The organism is Joostella atrarenae, assembly GCF_021764745.1.
Taxonomy (GTDB): Bacteria; Bacteroidota; Bacteroidia; order Flavobacteriales; family Flavobacteriaceae; genus Galbibacter; species Galbibacter atrarenae.
Genome location: NZ_JAETXX010000002.1, coordinates 33,997 through 60,382 on the forward strand (window position 1 = coordinate 33,997; position 26,386 = coordinate 60,382).

At 32.1% G+C, this 26,386-nt stretch carries 22 protein-coding genes; 11 read left to right on the forward strand and 11 right to left on the reverse strand.

The window, feature by feature from the left end; translation table 11 throughout:
* Positions 1-82 precede the first annotated feature (82 nt).
* Complete coding sequence (locus JM658_RS04765; RefSeq protein ID WP_236958096.1) at positions 83-1,873, reverse strand: hypothetical protein; 1,791 nt, start codon at positions 1,871-1,873, stop codon at positions 83-85.
* A 178-nt stretch (positions 1,874-2,051) separates the two neighbouring features.
* Positions 2,052-2,372 (reverse strand): YegP family protein, encoded by a 321-nt coding sequence (locus tag JM658_RS04770; protein ID WP_236958097.1) that lies wholly within the window; start codon positions 2,370-2,372, stop codon positions 2,052-2,054.
* 195 nt (positions 2,373-2,567) lie between these two features.
* Here JM658_RS04770 and JM658_RS04775 point away from each other — a divergent pair, with 195 nt between their 5' ends.
* Positions 2,568-3,668, forward strand: a complete 1,101-nt coding sequence (locus JM658_RS04775; RefSeq protein WP_236958098.1) for an OmpA family protein — start codon at positions 2,568-2,570, stop codon at positions 3,666-3,668.
* Between the two features lie 354 nt (positions 3,669-4,022).
* Here the strand turns inward: JM658_RS04775 and JM658_RS04780 are convergent, their stop codons facing one another.
* Positions 4,023-4,457, reverse strand: a complete 435-nt coding sequence (locus tag JM658_RS04780) for a thioredoxin family protein (RefSeq protein ID WP_236958099.1) — start codon at positions 4,455-4,457, stop codon at positions 4,023-4,025.
* A gap of 44 nt (positions 4,458-4,501) precedes the next feature.
* The gene (locus JM658_RS04785) at positions 4,502-4,825 is read right to left on the reverse strand and encodes a YbaB/EbfC family nucleoid-associated protein (RefSeq protein ID WP_236958100.1); all 324 of its coding nucleotides are present in this window, start codon (positions 4,823-4,825) and stop codon (positions 4,502-4,504) included.
* 66 nt (positions 4,826-4,891) lie between these two features.
* Between JM658_RS04785 and JM658_RS04790 the strand changes: the two genes are divergently transcribed.
* The 6 genes from JM658_RS04790 (at position 4,892) to JM658_RS04815 (ending at position 13,185) form a co-directional block, all read left to right on the forward strand.
* Positions 4,892-7,024, forward strand: a complete 2,133-nt coding sequence (locus JM658_RS04790; RefSeq protein WP_236958101.1) for a S9 family peptidase — start codon at positions 4,892-4,894, stop codon at positions 7,022-7,024.
* 72 nt (positions 7,025-7,096) lie between these two features.
* Positions 7,097-8,137 carry a PLP-dependent cysteine synthase family protein gene (locus JM658_RS04795; protein WP_236958102.1) on the forward strand — a complete coding sequence of 347 codons (1,041 nt, stop codon included), beginning with the start codon at positions 7,097-7,099 and terminating at the stop codon, positions 8,135-8,137.
* A gap of 8 nt (positions 8,138-8,145) precedes the next feature.
* A complete protein-coding gene (locus JM658_RS04800) occupies positions 8,146-9,009 on the forward strand; it encodes a cupin-like domain-containing protein (RefSeq protein WP_236958103.1) in 864 nt (287 codons plus the stop codon).
* A 30-nt stretch (positions 9,010-9,039) separates the two neighbouring features.
* Positions 9,040-9,900: an SDR family oxidoreductase gene (locus JM658_RS04805; protein ID WP_236958104.1), complete on the forward strand. Its 861-nt coding sequence runs from the start codon at positions 9,040-9,042 to the stop codon at positions 9,898-9,900.
* Between the two features lie 86 nt (positions 9,901-9,986).
* Positions 9,987-11,249, forward strand: coding sequence for an aminotransferase class I/II-fold pyridoxal phosphate-dependent enzyme (locus JM658_RS04810; RefSeq protein ID WP_236958105.1), 1,263 nt, complete (start codon positions 9,987-9,989; stop codon positions 11,247-11,249).
* Between the two features lie 154 nt (positions 11,250-11,403).
* Complete coding sequence (locus tag JM658_RS04815) at positions 11,404-13,185, forward strand: mechanosensitive ion channel family protein (protein ID WP_236958106.1); 1,782 nt, start codon at positions 11,404-11,406, stop codon at positions 13,183-13,185.
* A 19-nt stretch (positions 13,186-13,204) separates the two neighbouring features.
* Here the strand turns inward: JM658_RS04815 and JM658_RS04820 are convergent, their stop codons facing one another.
* Positions 13,205-14,323 carry a GNAT family N-acetyltransferase gene (locus JM658_RS04820; RefSeq protein WP_236958107.1) on the reverse strand — a complete coding sequence of 373 codons (1,119 nt, stop codon included), beginning with the start codon at positions 14,321-14,323 and terminating at the stop codon, positions 13,205-13,207.
* 3 nt (positions 14,324-14,326) lie between these two features.
* Positions 14,327-15,304, reverse strand: a complete 978-nt coding sequence (locus tag JM658_RS04825) for a transporter (RefSeq protein ID WP_236958108.1) — start codon at positions 15,302-15,304, stop codon at positions 14,327-14,329.
* Positions 15,305-15,540: 236 nt separating this feature from the next.
* Here JM658_RS04825 and JM658_RS04830 point away from each other — a divergent pair, with 236 nt between their 5' ends.
* The 4 genes from JM658_RS04830 (at position 15,541) to JM658_RS04845 (ending at position 21,076) form a co-directional block, all read left to right on the forward strand.
* Positions 15,541-15,810, forward strand: a complete 270-nt coding sequence (locus JM658_RS04830) for a DUF4834 family protein (protein WP_236958109.1) — start codon at positions 15,541-15,543, stop codon at positions 15,808-15,810.
* 15 nt (positions 15,811-15,825) lie between these two features.
* Positions 15,826-18,279 (forward strand): YfhO family protein, encoded by a 2,454-nt coding sequence (locus tag JM658_RS04835; RefSeq protein ID WP_236958110.1) that lies wholly within the window; start codon positions 15,826-15,828, stop codon positions 18,277-18,279.
* Between the two features lie 69 nt (positions 18,280-18,348).
* Complete coding sequence (locus JM658_RS04840; protein ID WP_236958111.1) at positions 18,349-19,620, forward strand: glycosyltransferase family 4 protein; 1,272 nt, start codon at positions 18,349-18,351, stop codon at positions 19,618-19,620.
* A gap of 4 nt (positions 19,621-19,624) precedes the next feature.
* Positions 19,625-21,076, forward strand: a complete 1,452-nt coding sequence (locus JM658_RS04845) for a lipopolysaccharide biosynthesis protein (protein WP_236958112.1) — start codon at positions 19,625-19,627, stop codon at positions 21,074-21,076.
* A gap of 107 nt (positions 21,077-21,183) precedes the next feature.
* On the opposite strand, the gene JM658_RS04850 is transcribed toward JM658_RS04845, so the two are convergent.
* The 5 genes from JM658_RS04850 to JM658_RS04870 all read right to left on the reverse strand — a co-directional run bounded on the left by JM658_RS04850 (position 21,184) and on the right by JM658_RS04870 (position 26,254).
* Positions 21,184-22,296, reverse strand: coding sequence for a hypothetical protein (locus JM658_RS04850; RefSeq protein WP_236958113.1), 1,113 nt, complete (start codon positions 22,294-22,296; stop codon positions 21,184-21,186).
* Between the two features lie 371 nt (positions 22,297-22,667).
* Positions 22,668-22,970, reverse strand: a complete 303-nt coding sequence (locus JM658_RS04855) for a hypothetical protein (protein ID WP_236958114.1) — start codon at positions 22,968-22,970, stop codon at positions 22,668-22,670.
* A gap of 42 nt (positions 22,971-23,012) precedes the next feature.
* A complete protein-coding gene (locus JM658_RS04860; protein WP_236958115.1) occupies positions 23,013-23,990 on the reverse strand; it encodes a deoxyhypusine synthase family protein in 978 nt (325 codons plus the stop codon).
* Positions 23,980-24,864 carry an agmatinase gene (gene speB / locus JM658_RS04865; RefSeq protein ID WP_236958116.1) on the reverse strand — a complete coding sequence of 295 codons (885 nt, stop codon included), beginning with the start codon at positions 24,862-24,864 and terminating at the stop codon, positions 23,980-23,982. Before speB ends, JM658_RS04860 begins: the two co-directional genes overlap by 11 nt.
* Positions 24,857-26,254, reverse strand: coding sequence for an arginine decarboxylase (locus JM658_RS04870; protein ID WP_236958117.1), 1,398 nt, complete (start codon positions 26,252-26,254; stop codon positions 24,857-24,859). Before JM658_RS04870 ends, speB begins: the two co-directional genes overlap by 8 nt.
* Between the last annotated feature and the right edge of the window lie 132 nt (positions 26,255-26,386).

The following is a 26,386-nucleotide window of genomic DNA, read 5'->3' on the forward strand; positions in this document are numbered from 1 at the left end:
AATATATAGTTTTAATAGTTCTAACTGTATATTGTTGAGATTACCTTCGAGACAGTTTCTTTATTTTATATTGACATGTGAATTATACAAATACTTCTTGTTGTATACCTTCTACTTTAGCTTTTGATATATTTAATTGATTTATCAATGCAGTACTATCTGTTGGTGAAAAAATAGCATTATCAAGAAATATAGACGTGTAGTATTCAATCCCTTCTAAAAGATTTTTTGTGTAATTACGAATATGCTTCTCCTGTTTTCTGTCTAACACATTTGGCATTTCCTTAATCTCATTTATTAAATAATCAATATAGATATTCAATTCTTTAATAAACATATGTGGACGGTCTGTTCTAGAAATTACGTTTGTTTTTCCATAAATATGCCCAACCATTTCCTCTAGCTTTAATACTTTAGAGTAATATGCCATGTTTGGACCAGGACAAATAGATACGCCTTCTCCTTCTTTTTTAGTGTCTAAATCATTTGCTAGAAGAGCAGAAGTTCCTAAACCTACACAAATACAAGATTTCTCAACTATTTTATCATAAGCTTTTTTGTAATCTTCTGGATTTAGATTTTCCTCTTCAAGAGCCTCTATTTTTTTATGCTGATATTGTCTTGAAGCGGTACAAATAGACTTATCTGTAAACTCTTTATTTAATGAGACATATTTTTTAGGACAAGAGCTTCCAGGTCGTCCTTTATTTATCAATTTGTCTTTCTCTAGGTCTTTAGTATTCCCTCTTAAATTATTAAAGGGAACTCCTAAAGGTGAAATATTACTTAGATATAAGTCATTTTCTTTAGCATTAGCTAGTTTTTCTAATGTTTTTGGATCTACTGTAGTAGCTTCAGGAACTAATAAGAAAGGAGAACCCCAACCTACAGAATCAACCTTATAATAATCTAATAGAAACTGTTGCTCTTCATGCGTTCCTACACCTCCTTGTGCGGTAACTTTAATAGCTAGTGGCTCTGTTGGGCAATCGATTTCCTTTTCTGAAAGTGCTTTCTTGTAAATTTCATGAAGTTCTTGCTTTAAGTCTTCTTTATTACTTTTAAAAACTTCTAATATAGGACCTAAAAGAAATCCTTCCGTAGCAAAAGCATGTCCGCCACAATTTAAACCAGATTCAATTCTATACTCAGAAACCCAGATTCCCTTTTTGGCTAAGAATTTCCCTTGAATAAGTGCAGAACGGTAATCACTTACTTTTAAAACGATTTTCTTTTTTAATGTATTGTCTTTAGGATAGAAATCATCAAACTGCTCAATATAACCGTATAATCTAGGATTCATTCCGGCGGAAAGTACGAGAGATCCAGTAACATCACTTTCTGCAAAACCTCTAAGGGCAGCATGTGCGTCGTTATATATGGAAGGGAGCTGTTCGTTATCTTTATAATTATCCTTATCGATTTTGGTCATAATATTTACATCAATACTTCCTTTATTGATGTTTTTATGAATCCATTTTCTAATTTCTGAAATACATTCTGTGTTGGCTAGTTTGTCTAAAAACTCTTCTTTTACTCCTTCAGAAGGCAATAAATTGAAGTATTTTTTTAACTCATCTATCTTATCTATAGATGCATTTTTTAGTTGATCAATTTTTTCATCAACCAATCCGTTCATCATATTAAGGTAAGAAGTAATTCTTTTGGCTCTGTAGTCGTCTATTTTTTCAGTTATTTCTGAATACATGAGATCATATTTTTCACAATAGTTCTTTCTCATTTTTTCAATCAGTATATCATCAACTAGAGAAATAACAGAATCGATCCCGTAATGCGCTACTTTTAATGGAGAGTCTATTGTAAATCCAATTCCCATAACAGGGATATGGAAAGAATGTGTGTTGGTTGTCATAATGATGTTAATATTAAATTAAAAGGAGCTGATTACAGCTCCCTTGCAATATTATCCATCTTAAGGCAATAAAAAAATGATAAATATCAGTATTAGGTGTTAATTAACTTGAAATAAAATGATGTAGAAAATAAGTAAATTTTTTGTGTCAAATTGCTGTTATAGAAAGCTTTAAAACTTACTGTAGATCTTTAATTATAGCTTTTTTCATGCTGTTTTTAATAGTATTTATGCTATTATTCATACCTGCTTCCGAGGAGTAAGACCCACTTTTACCAATAGAAATACCACCATTATTCTTTATAATAAAATAGAATTTTCCATCTACCGTTGTTTTACGTTCATAGCTTGCTATAGAGTTGTTAATGATGATATTAATATCTGAATCTAGATCATCTTTATCACTATAGTTTTTACTTATAAAAATGAGTTTACCATCTGAGTTGCAGAGGTGGAAATAAAAATTATTATTTTTTTTATTGAAAAAAATTTTAAACATATAGTAAATAATTTATATTTGCACTCGTAAAAAAACAGCAAATAGGTTATTAATTAATTTTAAGGTTCTATTTATCAATAATTTACTCAGTTTTAATTTGATAAAGAAGAAAGTTTTACTTAATTTTATGTTAAATACACTTCCCTCAAGCACTATTTGCTGCTTAATACTAATCATTTTAATTTAAAAAGAATTATGAAAAGAATTTTATTTTTATTCTTATTAGCATCTAGTTATGGGGCATTTTCTCAAGACTTACCGGCAAATCCAGAACCGGGTAAATGTTACGTTCGTTGTACAACTCCAGACGTATATGTTAATGAAGATGTACAAATTATGGTAAAACCTGCGTATAAGGTTTTAAAAACGTATCCTGCGGAATACAAAACAGTAACAGAGCGTGTTCTTGTAAAGGAAGCAAGTAAAAAGTTAACTATTATTCCTGCACAATGGGGAACTGAAACGGTTTCTTTTGTTTCTAAAGAACGTTCTAATGAATTGGAAGTTATTCCAGCAACATTTTCTCCAAGTTCAGAAACTATAGAAATGAAACCAGCGTATGCACAATGGGAATTGGGTGCTCCAGCTCCAGATTGTGATTCTTCAAACCCAGACGATTGTAGATACTGGTGTTATAAAGGATATCCTGCTGTTTACGAAACTTTTCCTAAAGAAGTGTTGAATGTAGATGCATCAACAGTTTCTTCACCTGTAGCAGAAAAATCTAATTCATACACAAAGAAAGTTATTGTAACTCCTGCGAGAGTAGAAGAAGTTGAGATTCCTGCTGAATATGATGAAATTACTAAAGTTGTTTTAGTAAAAGATGCTTATTCTGCTGAAGAAACAGTTCCTGCAGTTTATGAAACAGTTTCTCGTGAAGTTCTTAAAGAAAAAGGAGGATTAACTACATGGAGAGAAGTAGAGTGTAAGCTTGTTGAATACAATGCTTTACCTATAAACTGGAACTTAGCTAGTTATACATTAACTCCAGAAGCTAAAAGAATTATTGATGAAAACTTAATGCCTGTTTTAAAACAAAACCCTGGTGTTAAAGTTGAATTAGCTTCTCATACAGATTCAAGAGGTTCTAAAGAAAGCAATAAATTACTTTCTGAAAGAAGAGCTCAAGCAGTAGCAAATTATTTACAAACTAAAGGTGTAAATTCTAGTTTGTTAGTTGCGAATGGTTACGGAGAATCAAAACTTAAAAATAGATGTTCAGACGGTGTATCTTGTACAGAACGTGAACACGCTGTAAATAGAAGAACTGAATTTAGATTGATAAATAACTAACCAACTTTCTTTATCTAAATTCATAAAAAGGAGCTGCAAACGCAGCTCCTTTTTTGTTTAAATCACTTGTCTCTTATACTTTGGTAATTTGGGTATGAAGAGACTTAAAAAGCTGTATAAGACCATAGATATGCTTGTTAAGTTTCATATAGAGCTATTTTGAATATTGTTAATGATTTGTTTCTAAGAGCTAATAGTTTTACTTAAAGTTAATAAGAGAAACGTATTGTTGTGTCGATTTTACTACTAAAGATAGAAGAGAGGAGTGCGTATAGATAAAATATAAAGGGTTTTACTTTTAAAAGTAAAACCCTTTATTATAATAGATAATCAAATAGTATTTTTTAATATAGACTATTGATATTTTTTTATCATTTCAAAATAATGACGTGGGTCTCTTAGTGAGTTATAACCTTCAACTTCGTTCATTTTTTTCCCTCTTGGATTAAGAAAAACTATTTTAGGAAATACTTTGTCAGAATTATAAGTTCCTAATAATTCTTTATTCTTTTTTAATTGTTCTTCAGAGATAATATCTACTCTCCTTGGAATATCAACTTTAACGAGAACATAGTTTTTAGAAAGCTCCTTAAACTCTTTACTGTCAAATAAATCCTCTTTTAGCATTTTACAAGGACCACACCAGTCGCTTCCAGTAAAATACATCATGATATTCTTTTTTTCATGCTTCGCAATACTTTTTGCTTCAGAAAAATCTGTCTTCCATTCTACATCGCTAGTGCTTGTAGCAAGGATTGTGGTTAAGAATAGGGATATTATAAATTTCATTACTAAGGTATTTTTTCAAGGTTAATAACAAAGACTACGCCAAACTATTTAAACATATCCATTCCAGGGATATCTGGCATTCCATCTTTGGCAGCTGCACCAAGTTCAGCTTCATTGATCTTACTAGCTTGCGAAATAGCTTTATTAAGGTATAAAACCAAATAATCTTCTAATTGCTCTTTATCTTTCAACAGTTCGTCATCTAAACTTATCGATTTTAATTCTCTGTTGGCAGTCATTTCTATTTTAAGAAGTTTATCTGTACTTTCTTCAGAAATAGTAACCGTATCTAATCGTTTTTTTGTCTCTTCAATTTTTTTCTGGGTTTCTTTTAATTTACCCATCATTCCCATAAGGTCTCCAAACATAATATTATAATTTTTGTAACTGCAAAATTACTAAATTAGTAGTTAACAATCTTAATTTAAATAATTATGGGTATCCGTCCTTTAATTCTTGTACTATGTCTTATTTTTGTGGCTTCCTGTAAAAAGAAAGAAATTAAAGACATGAAAAATATAACTCCTCCAATTGCCGAAAAGAAGCCTAAAAGATTAGAAAAACATGGAGATGTTAGGGTGGATGATTATTATTGGATGAATGATAGAGAGAACCCAGAAGTTATTGATTATCTAGAGAGAGAAAATGCTTATTTTAAAGAAATGACTGCGCATACAGATTCTTTTGAAGCCGATTTATTTAAAGAAATGAAAGGCCGTATAAAAGAAGATGATGAGTCGGTTCCTTATAAATATAATGGATACTGGTATATTACAAAATTCCAAGAAGGGAAAGATTATCCTATTTTTCTCCGTAAAAAGGACAGTGAAGGTGCGGAAGAAGAAGTGATGTTCGATTGTAATGAAATGGCAAAAGGATACTCTTATTTTAACTTAAGAGGAATTAATATTAGTCCAGACAATAAATTAGCCATTTTCGGAGTAGATACATTAAGTAGAAGAAAATATACCCTTCAGATAAAAAATCTACAAACAGGAGAGATTTATCCATTAAAAATAGAAAATACTACGGGGGGAAGCACATGGGCAAATGATAATAAAACATTCTTTTATACCCGTAAAGATGATCAAACTTTAAGATCGGATAAGGTTTATAAGCATGTTTTAGAACAGCAGAAAGAAGAAGATGAATTAGTTTATCATGAAAAGGACGAAACATTTAATGCTTTTGTTTATAAAACTAAATCTAAGAAATATATCATTTTTGGCTCTGGAAGTACATTAACCTCAGAATTTAGTTTCTTGGATGCTGATAATCCTGACGATCAGCTTACCGTTTTTCAACCTAGAATAAGAGGGCTAGAATATAGTATTTCTCATTATCAAGATGCTTTTTATATCATTACAAATGCCGATAAGGCGACCAATTTTAAATTGATGAAGACTTCCGTAGCGAAGACTACAAAAGAGAATTGGGAGGAAGTTATTCCGCATCGTGAGGATGTTTTACTGGAAGATATAGATATTTTTAAAGATTATTTAATAGTTAGCGAGCGTTCTAACGGACTAAATAAAATAAAAGTATCGCGTTGGGATGGAACTAATGAATATTATATCCCTTTTGATAATGAAACTTATACAGCTTTTACATCAACAAACTTAGAGTTCGACACAGACACGCTTCGTTATGTTTATAACTCATTGACGACACCAGCGAGTACAATCGATTTTAACCTGATTACAAAAGAAAAAACAGTTAAAAAAGAGCAAGAAGTTCTTGGAGGGAAGTTCGATAAAGACAATTATGAATCTGAGCGTGTATGGGCAAAAGCTGCAGACGGTACGATGATTCCTATTTCTATAGTTTATAAAAAGGGAATAGAGAAAAATGGTAAGAATCCATTATTATTATATGGATATGGTTCTTATGGAGCCACTATAGACCCTTATTTTTCAACTGTAAGACTTTCTTTATTGGATCGAGGTTTTATTTATGCAATAGCTCATGTTAGAGGAGGGGAATACCTTGGTAGAAAGTGGTATGAAGACGGAAAGTTATTGACAAAGAAAAATACATTTACAGATTTTGTTGACTGCTCTAAATTTCTAATTAATGAAAATTATACTTCAGAAAAACATTTATATGCAATGGGCGGTTCTGCTGGAGGATTGTTAATGGGAGCGGTTATAAATATTGCTCCAGAACTCTATAACGGAGTGATTGCAGCGGTACCTTTTGTAGATGTTGTTACAACCATGTTGGACGAATCGATACCGTTAACAACAGGAGAATATGACGAATGGGGAAATCCGAATGACAAAGAATATTACCAATATATAAAGGAGTATTCTCCTTATGATAATATTGAAGAAAAAGAGTACCCAAATTTATTAGTGACAACAGGATTGCACGACTCTCAAGTACAATATTGGGAACCAGCCAAGTGGGTAGCAAAGTTAAGAAGTGTTAAAAAAACTGATAAACTTTTATTGTTCCATATTAACATGGATGCAGGCCACGGGGGAGCTTCAGGGAGATTTGAAGCTTTAAAAGAGGTTGCAGAAGAATATGCTTTCCTCTTAGATTTGGAAGGAATAGGGCAGTAATTAAAAAAAATAATTAAATTTGCATGGTTTGGAGGAATTCAAAACTATTTTGTATCTAACCAAATTGTTTATATGAAACAAAAGATAAATGCTTACGATAACGTTTTAGATTTAATAGGGAATACCCCATTACTAAAGCTTAGAAAAATAACCCAGAATCTTATTGGAAATTTTTATGCAAAAGTAGAAGCTTTCAATCCGGGTCATTCTAGTAAAGATCGTATAGCACTCCACATTATTGAAGAAGCAGAACGTAAAGGAATTTTAAAACCTGGAGACACAATCATAGAAACTACTTCTGGAAACACTGGTTTTAGTATCGCTATGGTAAGTGTAATTAAAGGATATGATTGTATTCTTGCCGTTAGTTCTAAGTCTTCCCCTGATAAAATAGATATGTTACGCGCCATGGGTGCAAAAGTGTATGTTTGTCCAGCACATGTTAGTGCAGATGATCCAAGATCGTATTACCAAGTGGCGAGGCGTATGCACGATGAAATGAAAGGTTCGGTTTATATAAATCAATATTTTAACGAGCTTAATATCGATGCACATTACCAATCTACAGGGCCAGAGATTTGGGAGCAAACAGCAGGACAAGTAACACACTTTATTGCTTGTAGCGGTACAGGAGGAACTATTTCTGGAACAGCTAGGTTTTTAAAAGAGAAAAATCCCGCAATTAGAGTTATAGGAGTTGATGCTTATGGTTCTGTGCTTAAAAAATATCATGAAACTAGAGAATTTGATTCCGATGAAATCTATCCATATAGAATAGAAGGTTTAGGAAAGAATTTAATTCCAACAGCAACCGATTTTGATGTTATTGATAAATTTATCAAAGTTTCAGATGAAGAAAGTGCTCACACAGCTCGTGAGATTTCTAAAACTGAAGGTTGTTTTGTAGGGTATACAAGTGGTGCTGTTATGCAGGCAGTAAAACAACTAGCAGAAGAAGGAGAATTTGACGAGAATAGTAATGTTGTTATGATTTTCCCTGATCATGGTTCACGTTATATGAGTAAAATTTATAGTGACGATTGGATGCGTGCTCAAGGTTTCTTTGATGCTATTAATACAGAAGAAACACAAAAAATAGAATATATAAAGTAAATTTTGAGATGTCTAATTTCAGTTTGGTCGATAAAGTAGAGAACATCACCAAAAAGGAATTTAAAGAAAGGTATCTTTCAACCAATACACCAGTAATATTTAAAGACTTAGCCAAAGATTGGAGAGCGACTACGAAATGGACTTTTGATTTTTTTAAAGAAAATTACGGAGATTGGGAAATTCCTATGTATGATGATTCTTATCATAACCCAGGAAATGGTTATATGAAACCCGTTTCTCATAAAAAATTTAGAGATTATCTAAATATTATAGAAACAAAACCCACAAATCTAAGATTTCATAATTTTCAAATAATGAAACGAGCTCCTGAGCTTGCAGAAGATTATGAAACGCCTACAATTATGGATGGTTTTTTAAAATTCGCTCTGATGTTTTTTGGAGGTAAGGGCTCAGCACTAAACCTTCACTATGATATTGATTGCTCACATGTGTTTTTAACACATTTTCAAACGCAGAAAAAAGTATATTTATTTCCGCAGGAACAGTCAGAATTGTTATACAAATTACCTTACACCAATCACTCACATTTGGATGTTTTGAATCCAGATTATAATAAATACCCTGCTTATAAATATGCCAAAGGCATGGAAGCAACGATAGAGCATGGGGAAACACTATTTATTCCGAAATTGTGGTGGCATTATGTTTATTATGCTGAAGGAGGTTATTCTTTAGCTTTAAGAGCTAATGACTCATTAAAAACCAAAGCGAAAGGACTTTCAAACTTGGTACGTCTTTTTACCGTTGATAATGGAATGAATTACATCGCTGGAGAGCGTTGGAAAAATTACAAAGATGAAAAAGCTGAAGCAAATGCCATCAAGGCAGTGCAAGAAATAACATCAGCTTAAATAGTTCAGCTTTGCTATAAAAACATATAAATGAAAAACATATTAATTACCGGAGTTTCCTCTGGAATAGGGTATACAACCGCAAAATTATTTCTAGATAAAGGTTTTTTAGTCTTTGGAAGCGTTCGAAAAAAGGAAGACGCAGATAAGTTGTCACAAGAGTTAGGAAGTAATTTCCATGCTTTGTTATTTGATGTTATAGATGAAGCAGCTATAAAAGAAGCTGTTATTGAAGTCGAAAAGATCTTAGATGGAAGCTCTCTAGATTGCTTAGTAAATAATGCTGGAGTGTCTGTTAATGGACCTTTAGCTTACATTCCAATCAAAGAGTTTTCAGATCAGTTGGATATTAATGTTCTAGGTGTTCTTCGTGTTACCCAAGCTTTTTTACCACTTCTAGGCTTTGATAATGATCGTCCTAAAGGAAGAATTATAAACATAAGTAGCGGTTCTGGAAGAGTAACAAGACCATTTATGGCACCATATTCTGCATCTAAATATGCTGTAGAAGCACTTTCTGATGGTTTTAGAAGAGAATTAAGTGATTTTGGAATTGAAGTTTCTATAATAGAACCAGGACCTATAAAATCACAAATTTGGAGCAAAGCCAAAGCAGATGCCGATACGCAAGTAAATAAGTATAAAAATACTCCATACGAGAAAATCTACGATAACATGGATAAAGCAGTTCAAGGTATGGAAGGAATTGCATTAGATGCTAGCGAAGTGTCGAATTTAATCTATGGGATATATGAAGGTAAGAAAAGGAATACAAGGTATCTTGTAGCCCCTAAAAAATGGCTATTTTGGCTAGCTATTAATGTATTTTCAGACAAGTTCTTAGACAAGATGTTTAAAAAACAGTTTAAGAAACTTGTAGAAGAAAAGTAAATAATTTATGATAAGAGTTTAAATTTAGTTACTTTTGCGTGCTGTAAATTTAACGTTTATTTGAACATAAAAGAAACTCCATTTACATGAGAGATTTATTTGATAGGATTATTGAGAACAAAGGACCATTGGGAAAATGGGCTTCTCAGGCAGAGGGATATTTTGTTTTTCCAAAATTGGAAGGCGAAATTTCAAACAGAATGAAATTTAATGGGAAAGAAGTTATTACCTGGAGTATCAATGATTACCTTGGTCTTGCTAATCACCCAGAAGTATTAAAAGCAGATGCAGAAGCAGCTGCAGATCACGGTGCTGCGTACCCAATGGGTGCCAGGATGATGAGTGGACATACAGACCTACATGAACAATTACAAAACGAACTTGCTGAATTTGTTAACAAAGAGGCTACATATTTATTAAATTTTGGTTATCAAGGAATGGTATCTTGTATAGATGCTTTGGTTACTAAAAATGATATTATTGTATACGATGTAGATTCTCACGCCTGTATTATCGATGGAGTTCGTCTTCATATGGGTAAACGTTTTACATATCAACACAACGACATAGATAGTCTTGAAAAGAATCTAGAGCGTGCTACTAAGATGGCTGAGCAAACTGGAGGAGGTATTCTTGTTATTTCTGAAGGAGTTTTTGGAATGAGAGGTGAACAAGGTAGATTAAAAGAAATTGTAGCTTTAAAAGACAAATATAACTTTAGATTGCTTGTTGATGATGCTCATGGATTTGGAACACTTGGTGCAACAGGTGCTGGAGCAGGTGAGGAGCAAGGAGTGCAAGATCAAATTGATGTTTACTTTGCTACTTTCGCAAAATCTATGGCCAGTATAGGAGCTTTCTTAGCTGGAGATAAAGAAGTAATAGATTATTTAAAATATAATTTACGTTCTCAAATGTTCGCAAAATCATTACCAATGATTTTTGTAAAAGGAGCATTAAAGCGTCTGGATATGTTAAGAACAATGCCAGAACTTAAAGCTAAACTTTGGGAAAATGTAAACGCACTTCAGAATGGATTAAAAGAAAAAGGTTTTGATATTGGAACAACGCAGAGTTGTGTTACACCAGTATATCTTAACGGTAGTATTCCTGAAGCAATGGCGCTTGTTAAAGATTTAAGAGAAAACTACGGTATTTTCTGTTCTATTGTTGTGTATCCTGTAATACCTAAAGGTCTTATATTATTACGTATGATTCCTACAGCTACACATACATTAGAAGACATTGAAGCTACTTTAGATGCGTTCTCTGCTATTAGAGATCGTTTGGAAAATGGTACTTACAAAAGACTGTCTGCTGCTGTAGAAGCTGCAATGGGAGATAAATAGTCCTTATTCTATCATATATAAGAAACCCGCTTTATAGCGGGTTTTTTGTTTTTGAGATATTTTTTTGCTGAATTTTGATATTGGGTAGTTAAAAGAGTGATTATTTAAAAATTGTTTTATATTTTATGCATAACCAACTAACTACCTATTTAAAATGAATATTGGATCATTTAAACATATATACTTTTCTACATTATTAAACATCTTCCTTTTATTAATCATTACAACGGCTCATGCTCAGAAGGAAAATGCCAATCAAGCTAAAGACTCTATTAGAGAGCTTCCTGAAAAGGAAAGCGTTCTACCTGAAAGTAAAGTTTATAAAGACAATCCTATAGGAGATTATAATGAGGCGTATTATAAGGTAAGTAGGTTGAATAATGTAATGGGGCTTCCTCCAAATAAATATAATTTACAGACGCCTCAAGCTACTTTGGAGCATTTTATTGTTCATTGTCGTAATCAGGATTACAAAGCGGCAGCTTATGCATTAAATCTCAATTTATTGCCAGATAATATTGATGAAAAAGCGATCCAAGAACTAGCACAGAAATTATATATCGTATTAGATTCTCGGGTTAAAATTGATTGGGATGGATTATCAGATCGTCCAGATGGACAATCGGACATTCAGACAACCACAAATCAGGCTATTGCTGGGAATCCACGTCGGAGTGTAGTTTTTGGTGCTGTAGATCTAGGAGAAAGGGATATTGTATTAAGATTGCAACGTGTTAAATATAAAGAGTATGGTGCTTTTTGGTTGGTGTCATCTAATACAGTAGAAAATATTGAAGATTTATATACAGAATATGGTCCAAGAAAATTAGATCGTATGATGCCAAGTTGGGCAAGGTTTAAACTTTTTAATGCTCCGATATGGAAATTAGTGGGGACATTTATATTGATGGGAATATCCTTTTTAGTTGGATGGATATTTTATAAGCTTTTAAAGTTTATTTTCAAACGTTTTAAAAAAATATGGCTAACTACCATAGCATCAAAATTGGCAAAGCCAGGCGCGATAGCTTTTGGTGTATTATTTTTTTATATCACTTTGAATGAGTTGATATCGTTTGCAGGGCCTTTTGCAAGCAATATTTATACGTTATTATTGATATTAGTGGTAGGTTCTATAACTTGGTTTATCATGAAGTTTATAGATTCTTTTATGATTTATGTTGCTGAAAACCAAATAGCAGATGTTTCTATGGAAGAAAATTCTGAGGCAAGACAATCGTTAACTTATATTTCAGTAGCTAGAAGAATCATAACATTTCTGGTAACAATAATTGGAATTTCAATTGTGCTATCTCAATTTCGTTCCTTAGAAAAATTAGGAATATCTCTGCTTGCTTCAGCAGGGGTTGTTACTGTAATTTTGGGTGTAGCTGCACAAAGTACGCTTGGTAATATTATTGCAGGGATACAGATAGCTATAACTAAACCAGCAAAGATTGGAGATACTGTTATAATTAATGATAATTGGGGTTATGTTGAAGATATTAGGTTTACATATATGGTTGTTAGAACATGGGATTTACGTCGCTTAGTGGTGCCATTAAAGGATATTATTTCAAAGACTTTTGAGAATTGGTCTATGACAAGCGCCAATCAAATCCGACCTATTACTTTATATGCTGATTACCATGTTGATGTAGATAAGATTAGAGAGAAATTCAAGGAATTTTTAGAATCTTCCGATAAGTGGGATAGAGAGACTTCACCAAGTGTTCAAGTAGTAGAAGTAACAGACAAAGCTATAAAAATTAGAGCGCTATGTAGTGGTAAAGATGCTACAACGTCATGGGATCTACACTGTGAGCTTAGAGAAAAATTGGTTAAATATATAAGTTCCTTAGAAAAAGGAAATTACCTTTCCAGATCACGTTTATTGGTGGACACAAAATGGGATCAAAACCAAAATAATCTCTAAGCTGAGTTCTAAGATTACTTTATAACTTCTTTGTATAAGTACGCCATTTCTTTATTAATTTAGGATCATAATCCTTCCAAAGAGCTTGTACTTGATTATTAGTTTCTAACTCAGGATTTGTTTCTACGATTTTTATTCCTCGGTTAACAAAGACTTCGTTTACTTTATAAAAAATAATAGCGGTTAGCCCTTTTCTCATATATTCTGGATCAATACCAATAAGAAGCATGGTCGCTTTATCATTTTTCTTCTGAGCCTTTAAGAGATGATAAAAACCAAAAGGGAAAAGTTTGCCATTTGCTTTTTGTAAAGCTTCAGCAAAAGAAGGCATTATAACAGAAAAACCAACAAGTTTGTTGTTTTCATCAGCAATAAGATTAACATAATCAGGATCCAAGAACTTTAAATATTTGTTCTTGTAATGTTCAATTTGATAAGGCTTTATAGGAACAAAAGATTCTAAATCCTTATGAGATCTATTCATTAAATCAAAAATATCCTGCGCATATGGAAGTAGAGACTTAGTAGTAGGAAGGTCTATAAGTTTTAGATTATATTTCTTCATTATGAGGTTTGAAAATTTTTCCAATCGCTCATAAACTTCTGTTGGAGCTTCTATTTCAAACTCTTTCCAATCCACCTCCTTAGAAAACCCTACGTGCTCCATAAGGTTCGGATAGTATGAATAATTATAATTTGTGGTCATACTTCCAATCCTGTCAAAGCCTTCAATCATCATTCCGGCTTTATCCATGTTAGAAAATCCCGCTGGACCCTCTATGTATTCAAGATCGTTCTGTTTTCCTATTTCAGCAACTTTATTAAAAAGCGCTTCTGCAACATTTGGGTCTTCGATACTATCAAACCATCCAAAACGAAGCTTTTTCTTTCCTAGGTTATTAACCTCATTCCAATTAATAATAGCACATACACGTCCAACAATTTGTTTGTCTTTATAGGCTAAGAAAAACCATGCTTTAGCATCTTTAAAAGCTGGATTTTTCTCTCTGTCAAAATTATTGATTTCTTCATTAATAATTGGTGGAACCCAATTCTTGGACTTTTTATAAAGAGAGAAAGGGAATTTTACAAATTGTTGTAATTCCTTTTTAGTATTTATTTCTTTAACGTGAATCATATATTATTCGTTAGTATCGATCTCCTCAAAAGGATTTTTATTTTTTCTATTTTTCTTAGCTTCTTTGATAAACTCTTTGTCTTCATCAGAAAGGTTATCAATGTTTTTAGGTTTGTCTTTATGGTTATCTAAACGATAAGAAAGACCTATAGATCCGAAGAATCGGGAAGGAGTATCTTTTATATTTATTCCTAAAGAAGCATCTACCTGAAGATTTTTTTCAAATAAACGGGCAGCACCTGCTCTAAAAATACCATCTCCGTATGCGTCGCTTTTGTAACCTTGGTGTTCTACAAATATAGAATATCTTGGATCTGGAAGTGCATGTGTAAGTGTAATTACATAATTAAAAAGTGGATCGTCAGAAGTAAACTTATCATAAACAAAATTCATAACCAACACCCAATTTGCTGTAAAATGATTCTGAGTAGCAATCATTACTTTTGGGCTTACTTGAGGATCATTAGGGTAAAAAGCATTATCTCCAAAGTTGAAGTTAGCTCCAGCGTATACAGCAACAGCAGGAATTAAATCACGCCATTGCACATGGTTGTTAGCTTTCCAGCTGTAAAGATTAGGCTTGTTATTTTCTGGGTTTTTATATGGATCATAGACTAAGTATTTTACTCCGATAGTGTTTTGTGTGAAATTACTTCGTGTGTAATCTACGCTGGGAGAAACTGATAAATCAGTTAAATTTTCTTTTATAAAAGTACCATCTAAAATAACCTCTAATTGCTCAAACAAAAAACCATAACGAATAGCGTAATCGACCCCATAACGATTGGCTTCGGTTTCTAAAAGAGAATGGTCTTGACGTTCGTAATAGAAACCAGCTTCTCCTTGGAGAACATTCTTTCCAACAGCAAAAGCACTGTAGGAAGCACCTGGGCGGTTAGAATTAATTACTTCGGTATATTGGGCGTAGGATAAATTGGTAATAAAGAATAAAAAGACAACAATAAAGTATAATCTGTTCATGTCAAAATTTGGTTTAATTCTTATTTTTTGATAAAAATAATTAACAGCGAATTTACTATTAATGATAATTAAAGGGGGTGTAAATATCGTGAAAATATCTCTTTTTATATAGCTATTATATTCCATATACTTTACTAAACTCTTTTTTTAGTGATTTTATTATTTTTTTAAGGAATTATATCCTGTTTTATGGTCAATCTATTGTATTTTTGAAAGTATTTTCAAAGAGGAATTCAATGCAATTATTAAGAACAATTTTAATTATACTTCTTGTTTGGTACGGTTTCAAAATACTATCACGTTTGTTTGGACCTTACTTAATAAAATACGCATCTAAGAAGATGGAAAAGAAGTTTAGTCAACAATTTGGGCAACAACAAAATCAGAATCGTCAGCAGACAAACTACAAAGAGGGAGAAACGGTAATCGATAAGAAACCTCAGAATTCAAATACAAATTCTTCAGGAAAAGTTGGAGAATACATAGAATTTGAAGAAATTGACTAATTAAACATTATTTTAATGACCAACCAATTAAAAAAGATACTGCCACATTTTGTGGTATTTTTAGTTTTTATACTCATCTCCTTAATATATTTTTCTCCTGTTTTACAGGGTAAGAAGATCTTCCAAAGTGATATTGTTCAATATATCGGGATGTCTAAAGAACGTAATGACTTTAAAGATAAAACTGGAGAAGAGTCATATTGGACAAATAGTGCATTTGCAGGGATGCCAACCTATCAATTAGGAGCTAATTACCCTCATAATTATATTAAAAAGCTTGATAAAACAATTCGCTTTTTACCAAGACCAGCAGATTATTTATTCTTATACTTTATAGGCTTTTACATACTTTTATTAGTGCTAAAGGTAGATTGGAAATTAGCTGGAATAGGAGCCTTAGCTTTTGGTTTTTCTACCTATTTAATAATAATTTTAGGTGTTGGTCATAATGCTAAAGCACATGCAATAGGTTATTTCCCTTTCGTATTAGCTGGAATTTTGTTGGCTTTTAGAAAGAAGTATATAGTTGGTTTTTTATTGACTGCTTTTGCAATGGCTTTAGAGATAAATGCCAATCACTTTCAGATGACTTACTATCTATTTTTATTAGTGTTGGTATTGGGAGTGGTCTATTTAATTGATGCATTTAAGAAGAAAGAATTGCCTCATTTTTTTAAAACTATTGGAATTCTTTCTGTAGCCGTTATTATTTCTATCGCTACAAATGCTACCAATTTAATGGCTACACAAGAGTATGCGAAGTGGAGTACAAGAGGGCAAAGTGAGTTAACTATAAATCCAGATGGATCTCCTAAAGAGCAGACAGGCGGTTTAGATAAAGAATATATTACAAGTTATAGTTATGGACTTTTTGAGTCTTTAAATCTTTTCGTGCCACGGCTTTTAGGTGGAGGAAATGATGAAAATTTAGACAAAGATTCTAATAGTTATAAGTATTTAGTAGGGCAGGGAGTACCGCCAGCTCAAGCACAAGACTTTGTTAAAAATCAAGCAGCTAGAATGATGTACTGGGGAGACCAACCAGGAACTTCAGGACCTGCTTATGTTGGAGCTGTAGTTATATTCTTATTTTTAATAAGTTTATTTTTACTGAAAGCAAAGCTTAAATGGTGGCTTGTTGCAGGTTCGATAGTATCTTTAATGTTGTCGTGGGGACATAATTTCAATTTCCTCACTAATTTAATGATTGATTATTTCCCGTTATACAATAAATTTAGAGCTATTACCTCGATACAAGTGATTTTAGAACTTTGTATTCCTGTGTTGGCAGTACTTAGTTTAAAGGCTCTATTTGATAAAGATGTAGAGAATTCTCAGAAATTAAATGCCTTAAAGTGGTCTTCTATTATTGCTGGAGGAACAGTGATTTTATTATTTCTATTGAAAGGAACTTTTGATTTCGCTCATGCAAATGATGCATATTACCGCCAACAGTTTGATCAAATGGGAATGAATCAGTTGATGAGTAATATAAAGAAAGATAGAATGTCTTTATATACCTCAGACCTTTTGAGAACTTTTATTTTAGTAGTTATTAGCGCTGGAGTTATTTGGATGTTTATCAAGCAAAAATTAAAGGCTAATTACGCAATAATAGCTTTTGGTTTACTTTTTATAATTGATTTAGTAGGGATAGATAGACAATATGTAAATGATGATAATTTTGTTTCTGCTAGAGTTTTAGATAAGCCTTTCCAAGAATCTGCGATAGATAAGCAGATTTTAGAAGATACAGGATATTATAGAGTTTTCAATTCTCAAGAAAGTATCAACGGAGCAAGTACTTCTTTTTATCATAAATCAATTGGAGGATATCACGCAGCAAAACCTAAGCGTTTACAAGATTTATTTGAATATCAAATAGCGAATAATAATGTTGGAGTTCTTAATATGCTTAATGTAAAGTATATTATTAGGGCTAATGAAAAAGGAGAAGTATATCCAGCTACCAACCCATATGCAAATGGGCCTGCTTGGTTTGTAAGTAAATTGATTCCTACAGATAATGCTGATGCTGAAATGAAAGCTTTAGGAGATTTAAATGTAAAAACTGAAGCTGTTTTTAACCAAAGTAAGTTTTTAGATATTTCTGAAAAAAATTATGAGGTTGATAGTTTGGCGAGTATAGCAATCGTAAATTATAAACCTAACGAGATAAAATATAAATCATCAAATTCGAATGATGGTTTAGCTGTTTTTTCTGAAATGTATTATCCTCATGGCTGGAAAGTAACTATAGATGGACAAGAAGTTGATGAATTTAGAGTAAATTATGCTTTAAGAGCATTAGCTATTCCTGCTGGAGAACACGAGATAACTTTTAAGTTTGATCCTGAAGTTGTAAAGACTGGAAGTACTATAAGTTTGACTAGTAATCTGTTATTATTCTTACTACTAATTGGAGGTGTTTTTTATCAGCAAAAAAATAAAAGGGAAAAAGAATCTTAAATATCTTGAAGTTCTTAAAGGGCTTTAATGTTTTGAAGTTGTAGATTTATTCACTCTTAAATTTTACGGATGAAAAAAATTTTAATCATATGTTACTATTGGCCGCCAGCGGGTGGGCCAGGAGTGCAACGTTGGTTAAATTTCGTAAAGTATTTACCTGAGTTTGGTGTTGAACCAATAGTTTTTGTGCCTAAAAATCCTGATTACCCTATGGAAGACGCTTCTTTTCTTTCTAAAGTTCCAAAGGATATTAAAATTATCAAGCAGCCTATTTTTGAACCTTATAAACTGGCCGCTTTTTTATCAAGTAAGAAGGCCAAACAAATTAGTAAGGGAATTATAACAACAAAAAAGCAGACATTTTCAGAGAAGTTTTTATTATGGATTCGTGGTAATTTTTTTATTCCTGATGCTCGAATATTCTGGGTAAAACCTTCTGTTTCCTATCTTAAGGATTATATCAAAAAAGAAAAAATAGAGACTGTTATTACTACAGGTCCGCCGCATAGTGTTCATTTAATAGGAATGAATTTAAAGGAGCAGTTAGACTTTAAGTGGATAGCTGATTTTAGAGACCCATGGACTAATATTGGATATCATTCTGAGTTGAAACTTTCCAAAAGAGCTTCACAAAAGCATAAAGAGTTAGAAGCAAAAGTTTTAAATAGAGCAGATCACGTAGTAACAACTAGTTTTACTACAAAGGAAGAGTTTGAAGCAATAACTAAAAAGCCAATAGAGGTAATTACCAATGGATTTGTTACAAATAAAGTAGCTGTTAAATCGTTGGACAATAAGTTTACAATTTCACATATAGGTTCGCTTTTATCGGGAAGAAATCCAGAGAATTTATGGGGTGTAATAGAAGAGCTCCTTACAGAAAATATAGGCTTCAAAGAAGACTTTAATTTGCAATTAGCAGGTGTAATAAGTGATGATGTCCTCGCTTCTATAAAAGAGCATGTACCTAGCGAGAATTTAAGCGTTTTAGGATATGTGTCACATAACGATGCTATTAAGTTACAGCGCTCGGCACAAGTATTATTGCTCATTGAGATAGATGCAAAAAAGACCCGAGGGATAATTCCAGGTAAATTATTTGAATATTTTGCTGCGGAACGTCCTATTTTAGCTTTAGGGCCTGAGAAATGGGATGTAGAGCAGTTATTAAACAAAACAAATGCAGGACTTTATTTTAATTATGGGGATAGAGATAAATTAAAAACAGCTATACTTTCACTTTATAAAGCATATAAAAATGATAATTTGTATGTAAATTCGGTTGGCATCGATAAATACCACCGTAAATCGCTTACTGAACAACTAGCGGGTATCATATAATATCATGGGAATAGTTTTAAATCAGACCGTTAAAAACACATTTGTTACCTACATAGGTTTTGCAATTGGAGCTGTTAGTACCCTTTTTTTATACACAAATTTTCTTTCTGATAATTATTATGGATTGGTAGCTTATTTACTTTCCGCTGCTAATATCATGATGCCTATTTTAGCTTTTGGAGTCCAGAATACTCTTATAAAGTTCTATTCGTCGTATACAAATAGTAAAGAGCAAAATGCCTTCACGGGTTTTATGTTTTTATTGCCATTGGTCATTATAATTCCCGTTGGATTATTAGGAATAGTATCTTATAATTATATAGTGTCTTATCTCACGGAAACTAATAAAATCTTAGAGCCTTATGTGTGGACCATTTTTATATTGGCTTTTTCAATGGCCTATTTTGAGGTTTTCTTTGCTTGGGCAAAAGTGCATATGAAATCTGTTTATGGTAATTTCTTAAAAGAAGTTTACCATCGAGTAGTAGTAATGATTTTACTTTTTCTTGTTCATCTTGATGTTCTTAGTATTCCAATGTTTATATATTCTTTAATTGGCGTATACTTCAGTAGAATGATTTTAATGTTAATTAGTGCTTTTATAATCAAGAAACCTGCATTTATATTTCGTTTACCTACAAACTATATAAATGTATTAAAATATTCTTTTTTAATAATACTCACAGGTTCTATCGCTGCAGTATTACTAGATATAGATAAGGTTATGCTTGGGCAATTTAAAGAAATCGAAAATATAGCATATTATAATGTAGCGGTCTTTATTGCCATAGTAATAGCTGTTCCGGCTAGAGCGATGCACCAAATTACATATCCGATTACAAGTAAACTTCTAAATACAAGAAATTTTAAGGAGCTCGATGTGCTTTATAAGAAGAGTTCGATAAATCTATTTATTGTTGGTGGATTTATTTTTTTATTGATAATATTAAATATAAATGAATTGTATAAACTCCTGCCAGAGCAATATAGTGGGGGAGTGGTTGTGGTTTTTTTGATATCCCTAGCTAAGCTTTTTGATAATCTAATTGGGAATAATAACGCAATAATATTTAATTCGGATTATTATAGAATGGTATTATTTTTTGGAGTGCTCTTAGCGATACTCACAGTTCTTCTTAATGTCATCTTTATTCCTATTTGGGGTATAAATGGAGCAGCATTGGCTACTTTTTTAGCTTTTACACTTTATAATATCGTTAAACTCTATTTTGTAAAGGCTAAACTTAATTTACAGCCATTTTCGCTGAATACTTTCAAAACTGCACTACTGATAACCATTTTATTAGTTAGTTTTTATTTCTGGGATTTCAACTTTTCTCCTATTATAAACATCATCTGTAAGTCTTTATTAGTGAGTTTAATCTTCGTATTCTCTCTTTATAACCTTAAGCTTTCAGACGATATTAATGCCGTTATAAATAAATATATTAAATAAAAAATCCGCTAGCTATTGCATGCGGATTCTTGTTATTAACGAACTATTAAATTCCACTAAGTGGGTTAATGCTGTGTTGTAACATTAAATTGTAACAACTTATTTTATTAGTAATCACTGGTTCTACTAGATGTAGTAGATCTTGTAGATGAAGATCTGCTTGGAGAACTGCTACTACGAGTTGATTTAGAAGATGAAGCTCTAGATGAACTACTTCTGCTAGTACTCGTTGGTGTAGATTCTCTTGAAGTTGAGTAATTACTATTTCCAGAACTTCTACTGCTACTAGATCTAGAAGTTGATGTACTTCTTGAGTTAATAGGTGTACTTGAACTTCTTGTATTTGTTGGTGACGCAGATCTACTGTAGCTACTTCTTCCTGTGTTATTACTTGAATTAGTGTTGCTGCTTCTAGAATAGCTAGGAGAACTACTTCTGCTAGAGCTATTAGTATTTCTAACTTCAGTACCTCTATTAGTTTCGTATGCTAAACTTCTACTACGTACATTATTTTGTACCTTACTATCGTTTCTCACAGTTACTCTTCTATCATTTGAATAAAGAGATTTACGACTGTTACTTTCTTTATAATGATATGTTCTACCAACGCTTGCATAAGATCTTCTTCTGTTATCATTATAAGGTTTGTAATACGTGTATCTTACAGGTCTGTAATATCTTCTGTAAGGTTGACGATTTACCATACAATAGCTAGGACGAGGTCTTTCAAAATAACGATGATAAGGACGGTATACATAAGTTCTATTATAAGCATTTATATATCCTCTAGAATTTACATATACACCATTATTATTGTAATATACCTGTAATCCTCCAATTCTACTTACAAAATTACCACGGTAAAATACGTCTAAGGAACCAATTCTGGTAACACGACCATAAAAATCATAATATATAGGAGTGTTCTCTACTTGAATTACAGCTCCATAATCATCATACTGTACATAAGGATCGTAGCGATAACCTGAATTAAATGTAATGCTAATGTTGTCTGTATGTAATCCTGTATGAATAATTTCAGGAGTATCTATATAAAAGTCAAATTCTCCATCAGGGTAAACAGAGAATGTTATTCCATTTTCTACAAATATAAAAGAACTGCTATATGCAGGATTGTAATTGTTATTAGCTTCATCAGATTTTGCAACAGCTGTTCCACTAAGAAATATTGACAATAGTATTATTAATGTATGTTTCATATTTTCTAAGTTTTAGGTTGAAAATTAATCTTTCGATTACTCTTCTCTTATACCAATACAAACTGTGTGCCAAAAAGGGTTATTGACCGAATATATGAAAATTTCTTGTAAGATTTTACTTTGAAAAATACTATAAAGCAAAAGAATATCTTATTAGTAAACTTTACAGTGTTAATATATGTTGTAGTAAAGGAGTGTGTTGAAGGTGAAGCGTGTTGTTTTAAATAGTTTTAAGTAGTAGTGCTAAAGCAAAAAAATAACTGGAGCAAAGCTCCAGTTATTTTTTTAAAAACTATAAATATTTTTAATCTGAGCTACGATTAACTCAAAGAAGATTGAGTTTTTGTTTTTCTATATAATAAAAAAAAACATTAGTCCTCATCTTCTTCCTGATCTTCAGGAATATCTAAATTATCTGTTTCTAGCGTATCATCATTCGCAAATTCATCATCGTCATCGTCTTCAAACTTCTCCATTGTATTAGCAAGACGTGTACTTACTTTTACTAAATAGATAGTTTCTTCTGTTCTTACTTCAACAGCCTCAACGGTTTCATTATTTGCATTTTTAAATTTAATGATGTCATCATCACCATATCCATCAGGATATTTGTCTACCAGCATAGATAGAATCTCGTTGGTTAATTTTTTGTAATCTACAATTACACGTTTCATAATATTGATAATTAATGCAGGTTCTTAAATATTTTATTAAAGTTACATATCTAAAAGATATGCAAAAATAAGTGGAGCAACAATAGTTGCATCCGATTCTATGATAAATTTAGGCGTGTCTATATCAAGTTTACCCCATGTTATTTTTTCATTTGGAACGGCTCCAGAATATGAACCATAACTTGTGGTAGAGTCGGAAATCTGACAGAAATAGCTCCAAAAAGGAGTTTCTGGTCTTTCCATATCTTGATATAACATTGGAACAACGCAGATAGGAAAATCTCCAGCAATTCCTCCTCCGATTTGGAAGAAACCAACTCCGTTTTCAGAATTTTCAGTATACCAATCTGCTAAATATGCCATATACTCAATTCCGCTTTTTACGGTAGAGGCTTTTAATTCGCCTTTCATTACGTAAGAAGCAAAAATATTTCCCATAGTGCTATCTTCCCATCCAGGAACTACAATTGGAAGGTTTTTTTCAGCAGCAGCATACATCCATGAATCTTTTAAATCGATTTCATAGTATTCTTCTAATACTCCAGATAATAACATTTTATACATAAACTCATGTGGAAAATAACGTTCACCGTTTTCTTCCGCATCTTTCCATATTTTAAAAATATGCTTTTGTAGTCTTCTAAAAGCTTCCTCTTCAGGAATACAAGTATCTGTAACTCTGTTTAGTCCTTTTTCTAATAAATCCCACTCTTCTTTTGGAGTAAGGTCTCTGTAATTTGGTACGCGTTTATAATGAGAATGAGCTACTAAATTCATAATATCCTCCTCAAGGTTTGCTCCAGTACAAGAAATGATTTGCACTTTATCTTGACGTATCATTTCAGCAAAGATCTTTCCTAGTTCTGCAGTACTCATAGCCCCAGCTAGAGTTACCATCATTTTAGCTCCGCTTTCTAGTTGTGCTTCATATCCTTTTGCGGCATCTACTAATGCAGCAGAATTGAAGTGGAGGTAATATTTTTCTATGAAATTTGAAATTGCTCCTTTATTATTCGTCATCTTCGTCTTGATTTTTTGAGTTTGCGTACTTAAATTTATAAGCTAACATTTTATAATACAACTTTGCAGCTAAGAAATCTGAAGATTTTTCGTTTTCATTAGGACAAAGCTCTACAATATCAAAGCCAACTACATTTTTCTTTTTAAATACTCTTTTTAAATAATCTAATGTCTCATACCATAGTAAACCTCCTGGCTCTGGAGTTCCAGTTGAAGGAAGTATAGATGGATCAAAAGCATCTAAATCTATAGTAATAAATACATTTTCACTCATTTGATGAATAGAATCGTCTACCCAATCATCGCTAAGATTAATATCTTCAGCAAAATAAGTTTGATCTTCTACCATATTATCAAGCTCAGAAATATCCATACTACGTATTCCTACTTGAATAAGTTTTGTGGTCTTACTAGCCTCATAAACAGCACATGCATGATTGCATTTGCTCCCTTCATAAGATTCTCTTAGATCTGCGTGGGCATCTATTTGTAGCACGGTAAGATCGTTAAACGACTCATTAAGAGCTCTAATAGAACCTATAGAAATAGAATGTTCTCCTCCAAAAAGGGTAACAAACTTTTCCTGTTTTATATAGTTTTTAGTTGTTTTATAAACTGCTTCTACCATTTTCTCCGGAGAGCTATTTTCCGTAATCGCAGGAGCCAAGTAAACGCCTTTTTTATAAGGTTCGCTTCGTGTCTCAATATCAAAAAGCTCCATGTTTTCAGATGCATCTAAAAAAGCATCGGGACCCTTATCGGCTCCTTTTTGCCATGTGCTTGTACCATCGTATGGCACTGGAATGAGTACTACTTGAGCGTCATCCAAACGTGCGTACTTTTCCGGGATACCGGCATAATGTTTCTTACTCATCGTAACCTAAGATTTTTAAAAAGTCGTTTGCTGTTTGTTGTTCAGAAAAAAGTTTAGTGGTAATATTACCTTCATCATCTTTATTGATAAGAATGTGTTTTGGAGAAGGGATTAAACAATGTTGTAAGCCTCCAAAACCACCTATAGTTTCTTGATATGCACCTGTATTAAAGAAACCAATATACAATGGCTTCGCTTTATCATACTTAGGCATATAAATGGCATTCATGTTTTGCTCAGAGTTATAATAATCATCGCTATCACAGGTCAGTCCTCCTAAAAGTACACGTTCATATTCATCATTCCAACGGTTTATAGCGAGCATAATAAATCGTTTACTAATAGCCCAGCTGTCTGGTAATGTAGTAATGAAAGAGGAATTAATCATGTTCCACTTTTCACGATCGTTTTGTTGCTTCTGATATAAAACTTCATAAATAGCACCTCCGCTTTCTCCTACGGTAAAACTTCCGAATTCTGTAAAAATATGAGGAACAGGAACATTTGCCTCATCACAAGATGTTTTTATCTGGTTGATGATTTCATTTACCATATACTCATAATCATAATCAAATGCTAATGAGTTTTTAATAGGAAATCCTCCTCCAATATTTAATGAATCTACTGTAGGACAAATTTTACGTAATTGGATGTACACTTTTAAACATTTTAGAAGCTCATTCCAATAGTAAGCATTATCGCGAATCCCAGTGTTTATAAAAAAGTGAAGCATTTTTAAGTTCACCTTTTTATTGTCTTTAATCTCACGATTATAAAATGGTACAATATTTTTGTATCCGATTCCTAGTCTACTTGTATAGAATTCAAATTTAGGTTCCTCTTCCGAAGCAATTCTAATCCCTACGTTAAAAGGTTCGTTTATAGATTCTTCTAAAAGGTTTAGTTCTTCATAGTTATCTATAATAGGAATACACTTTTTGTGGGAACCATTAATTAGTTCCGCAATGTTTTCTATATACTTATCTCTTTTAAAGCCATTACATAGCACATAATTATCTTTAGACAACTTGCCTTTTGCAATTAGGTTTTTAACAATATCAATATCAAACGCAGAAGAAGTTTCTATGTGGATATTATTGTTTAAAGCCTCATTTAATACGTGACTAAAGTGCGAGCTTTTTGTACAATAACAATAGTGATAATCTCCTTGGTAGTTATGCTTTTCGATAGCATTTTTGAACCAATATTGAGCTCTTTTAATATTGTTAGAGATTTGAGGTAAATATGTAAACTTTAATGGAGCACCATATTTTTTAACAAGTTCCATAAGATCGATGTCATGAAACTTTAACTGGTTACCATCTAGTTTAAATTCCTCTTGAGGGAAATAGTAGGATTGATCTATAAGATCGAAATACTTCGTCTTCATAGTTGCTTTTTTGTAATATTAAAAAAATGATATTTATTTTATTTTAAATTTATGTTATAAATAGCATTTTTATTCAAATACGCAAATAGGCAGGGAGGTAAGCTATAGATATAATAGCAGATTTTTTTAAAA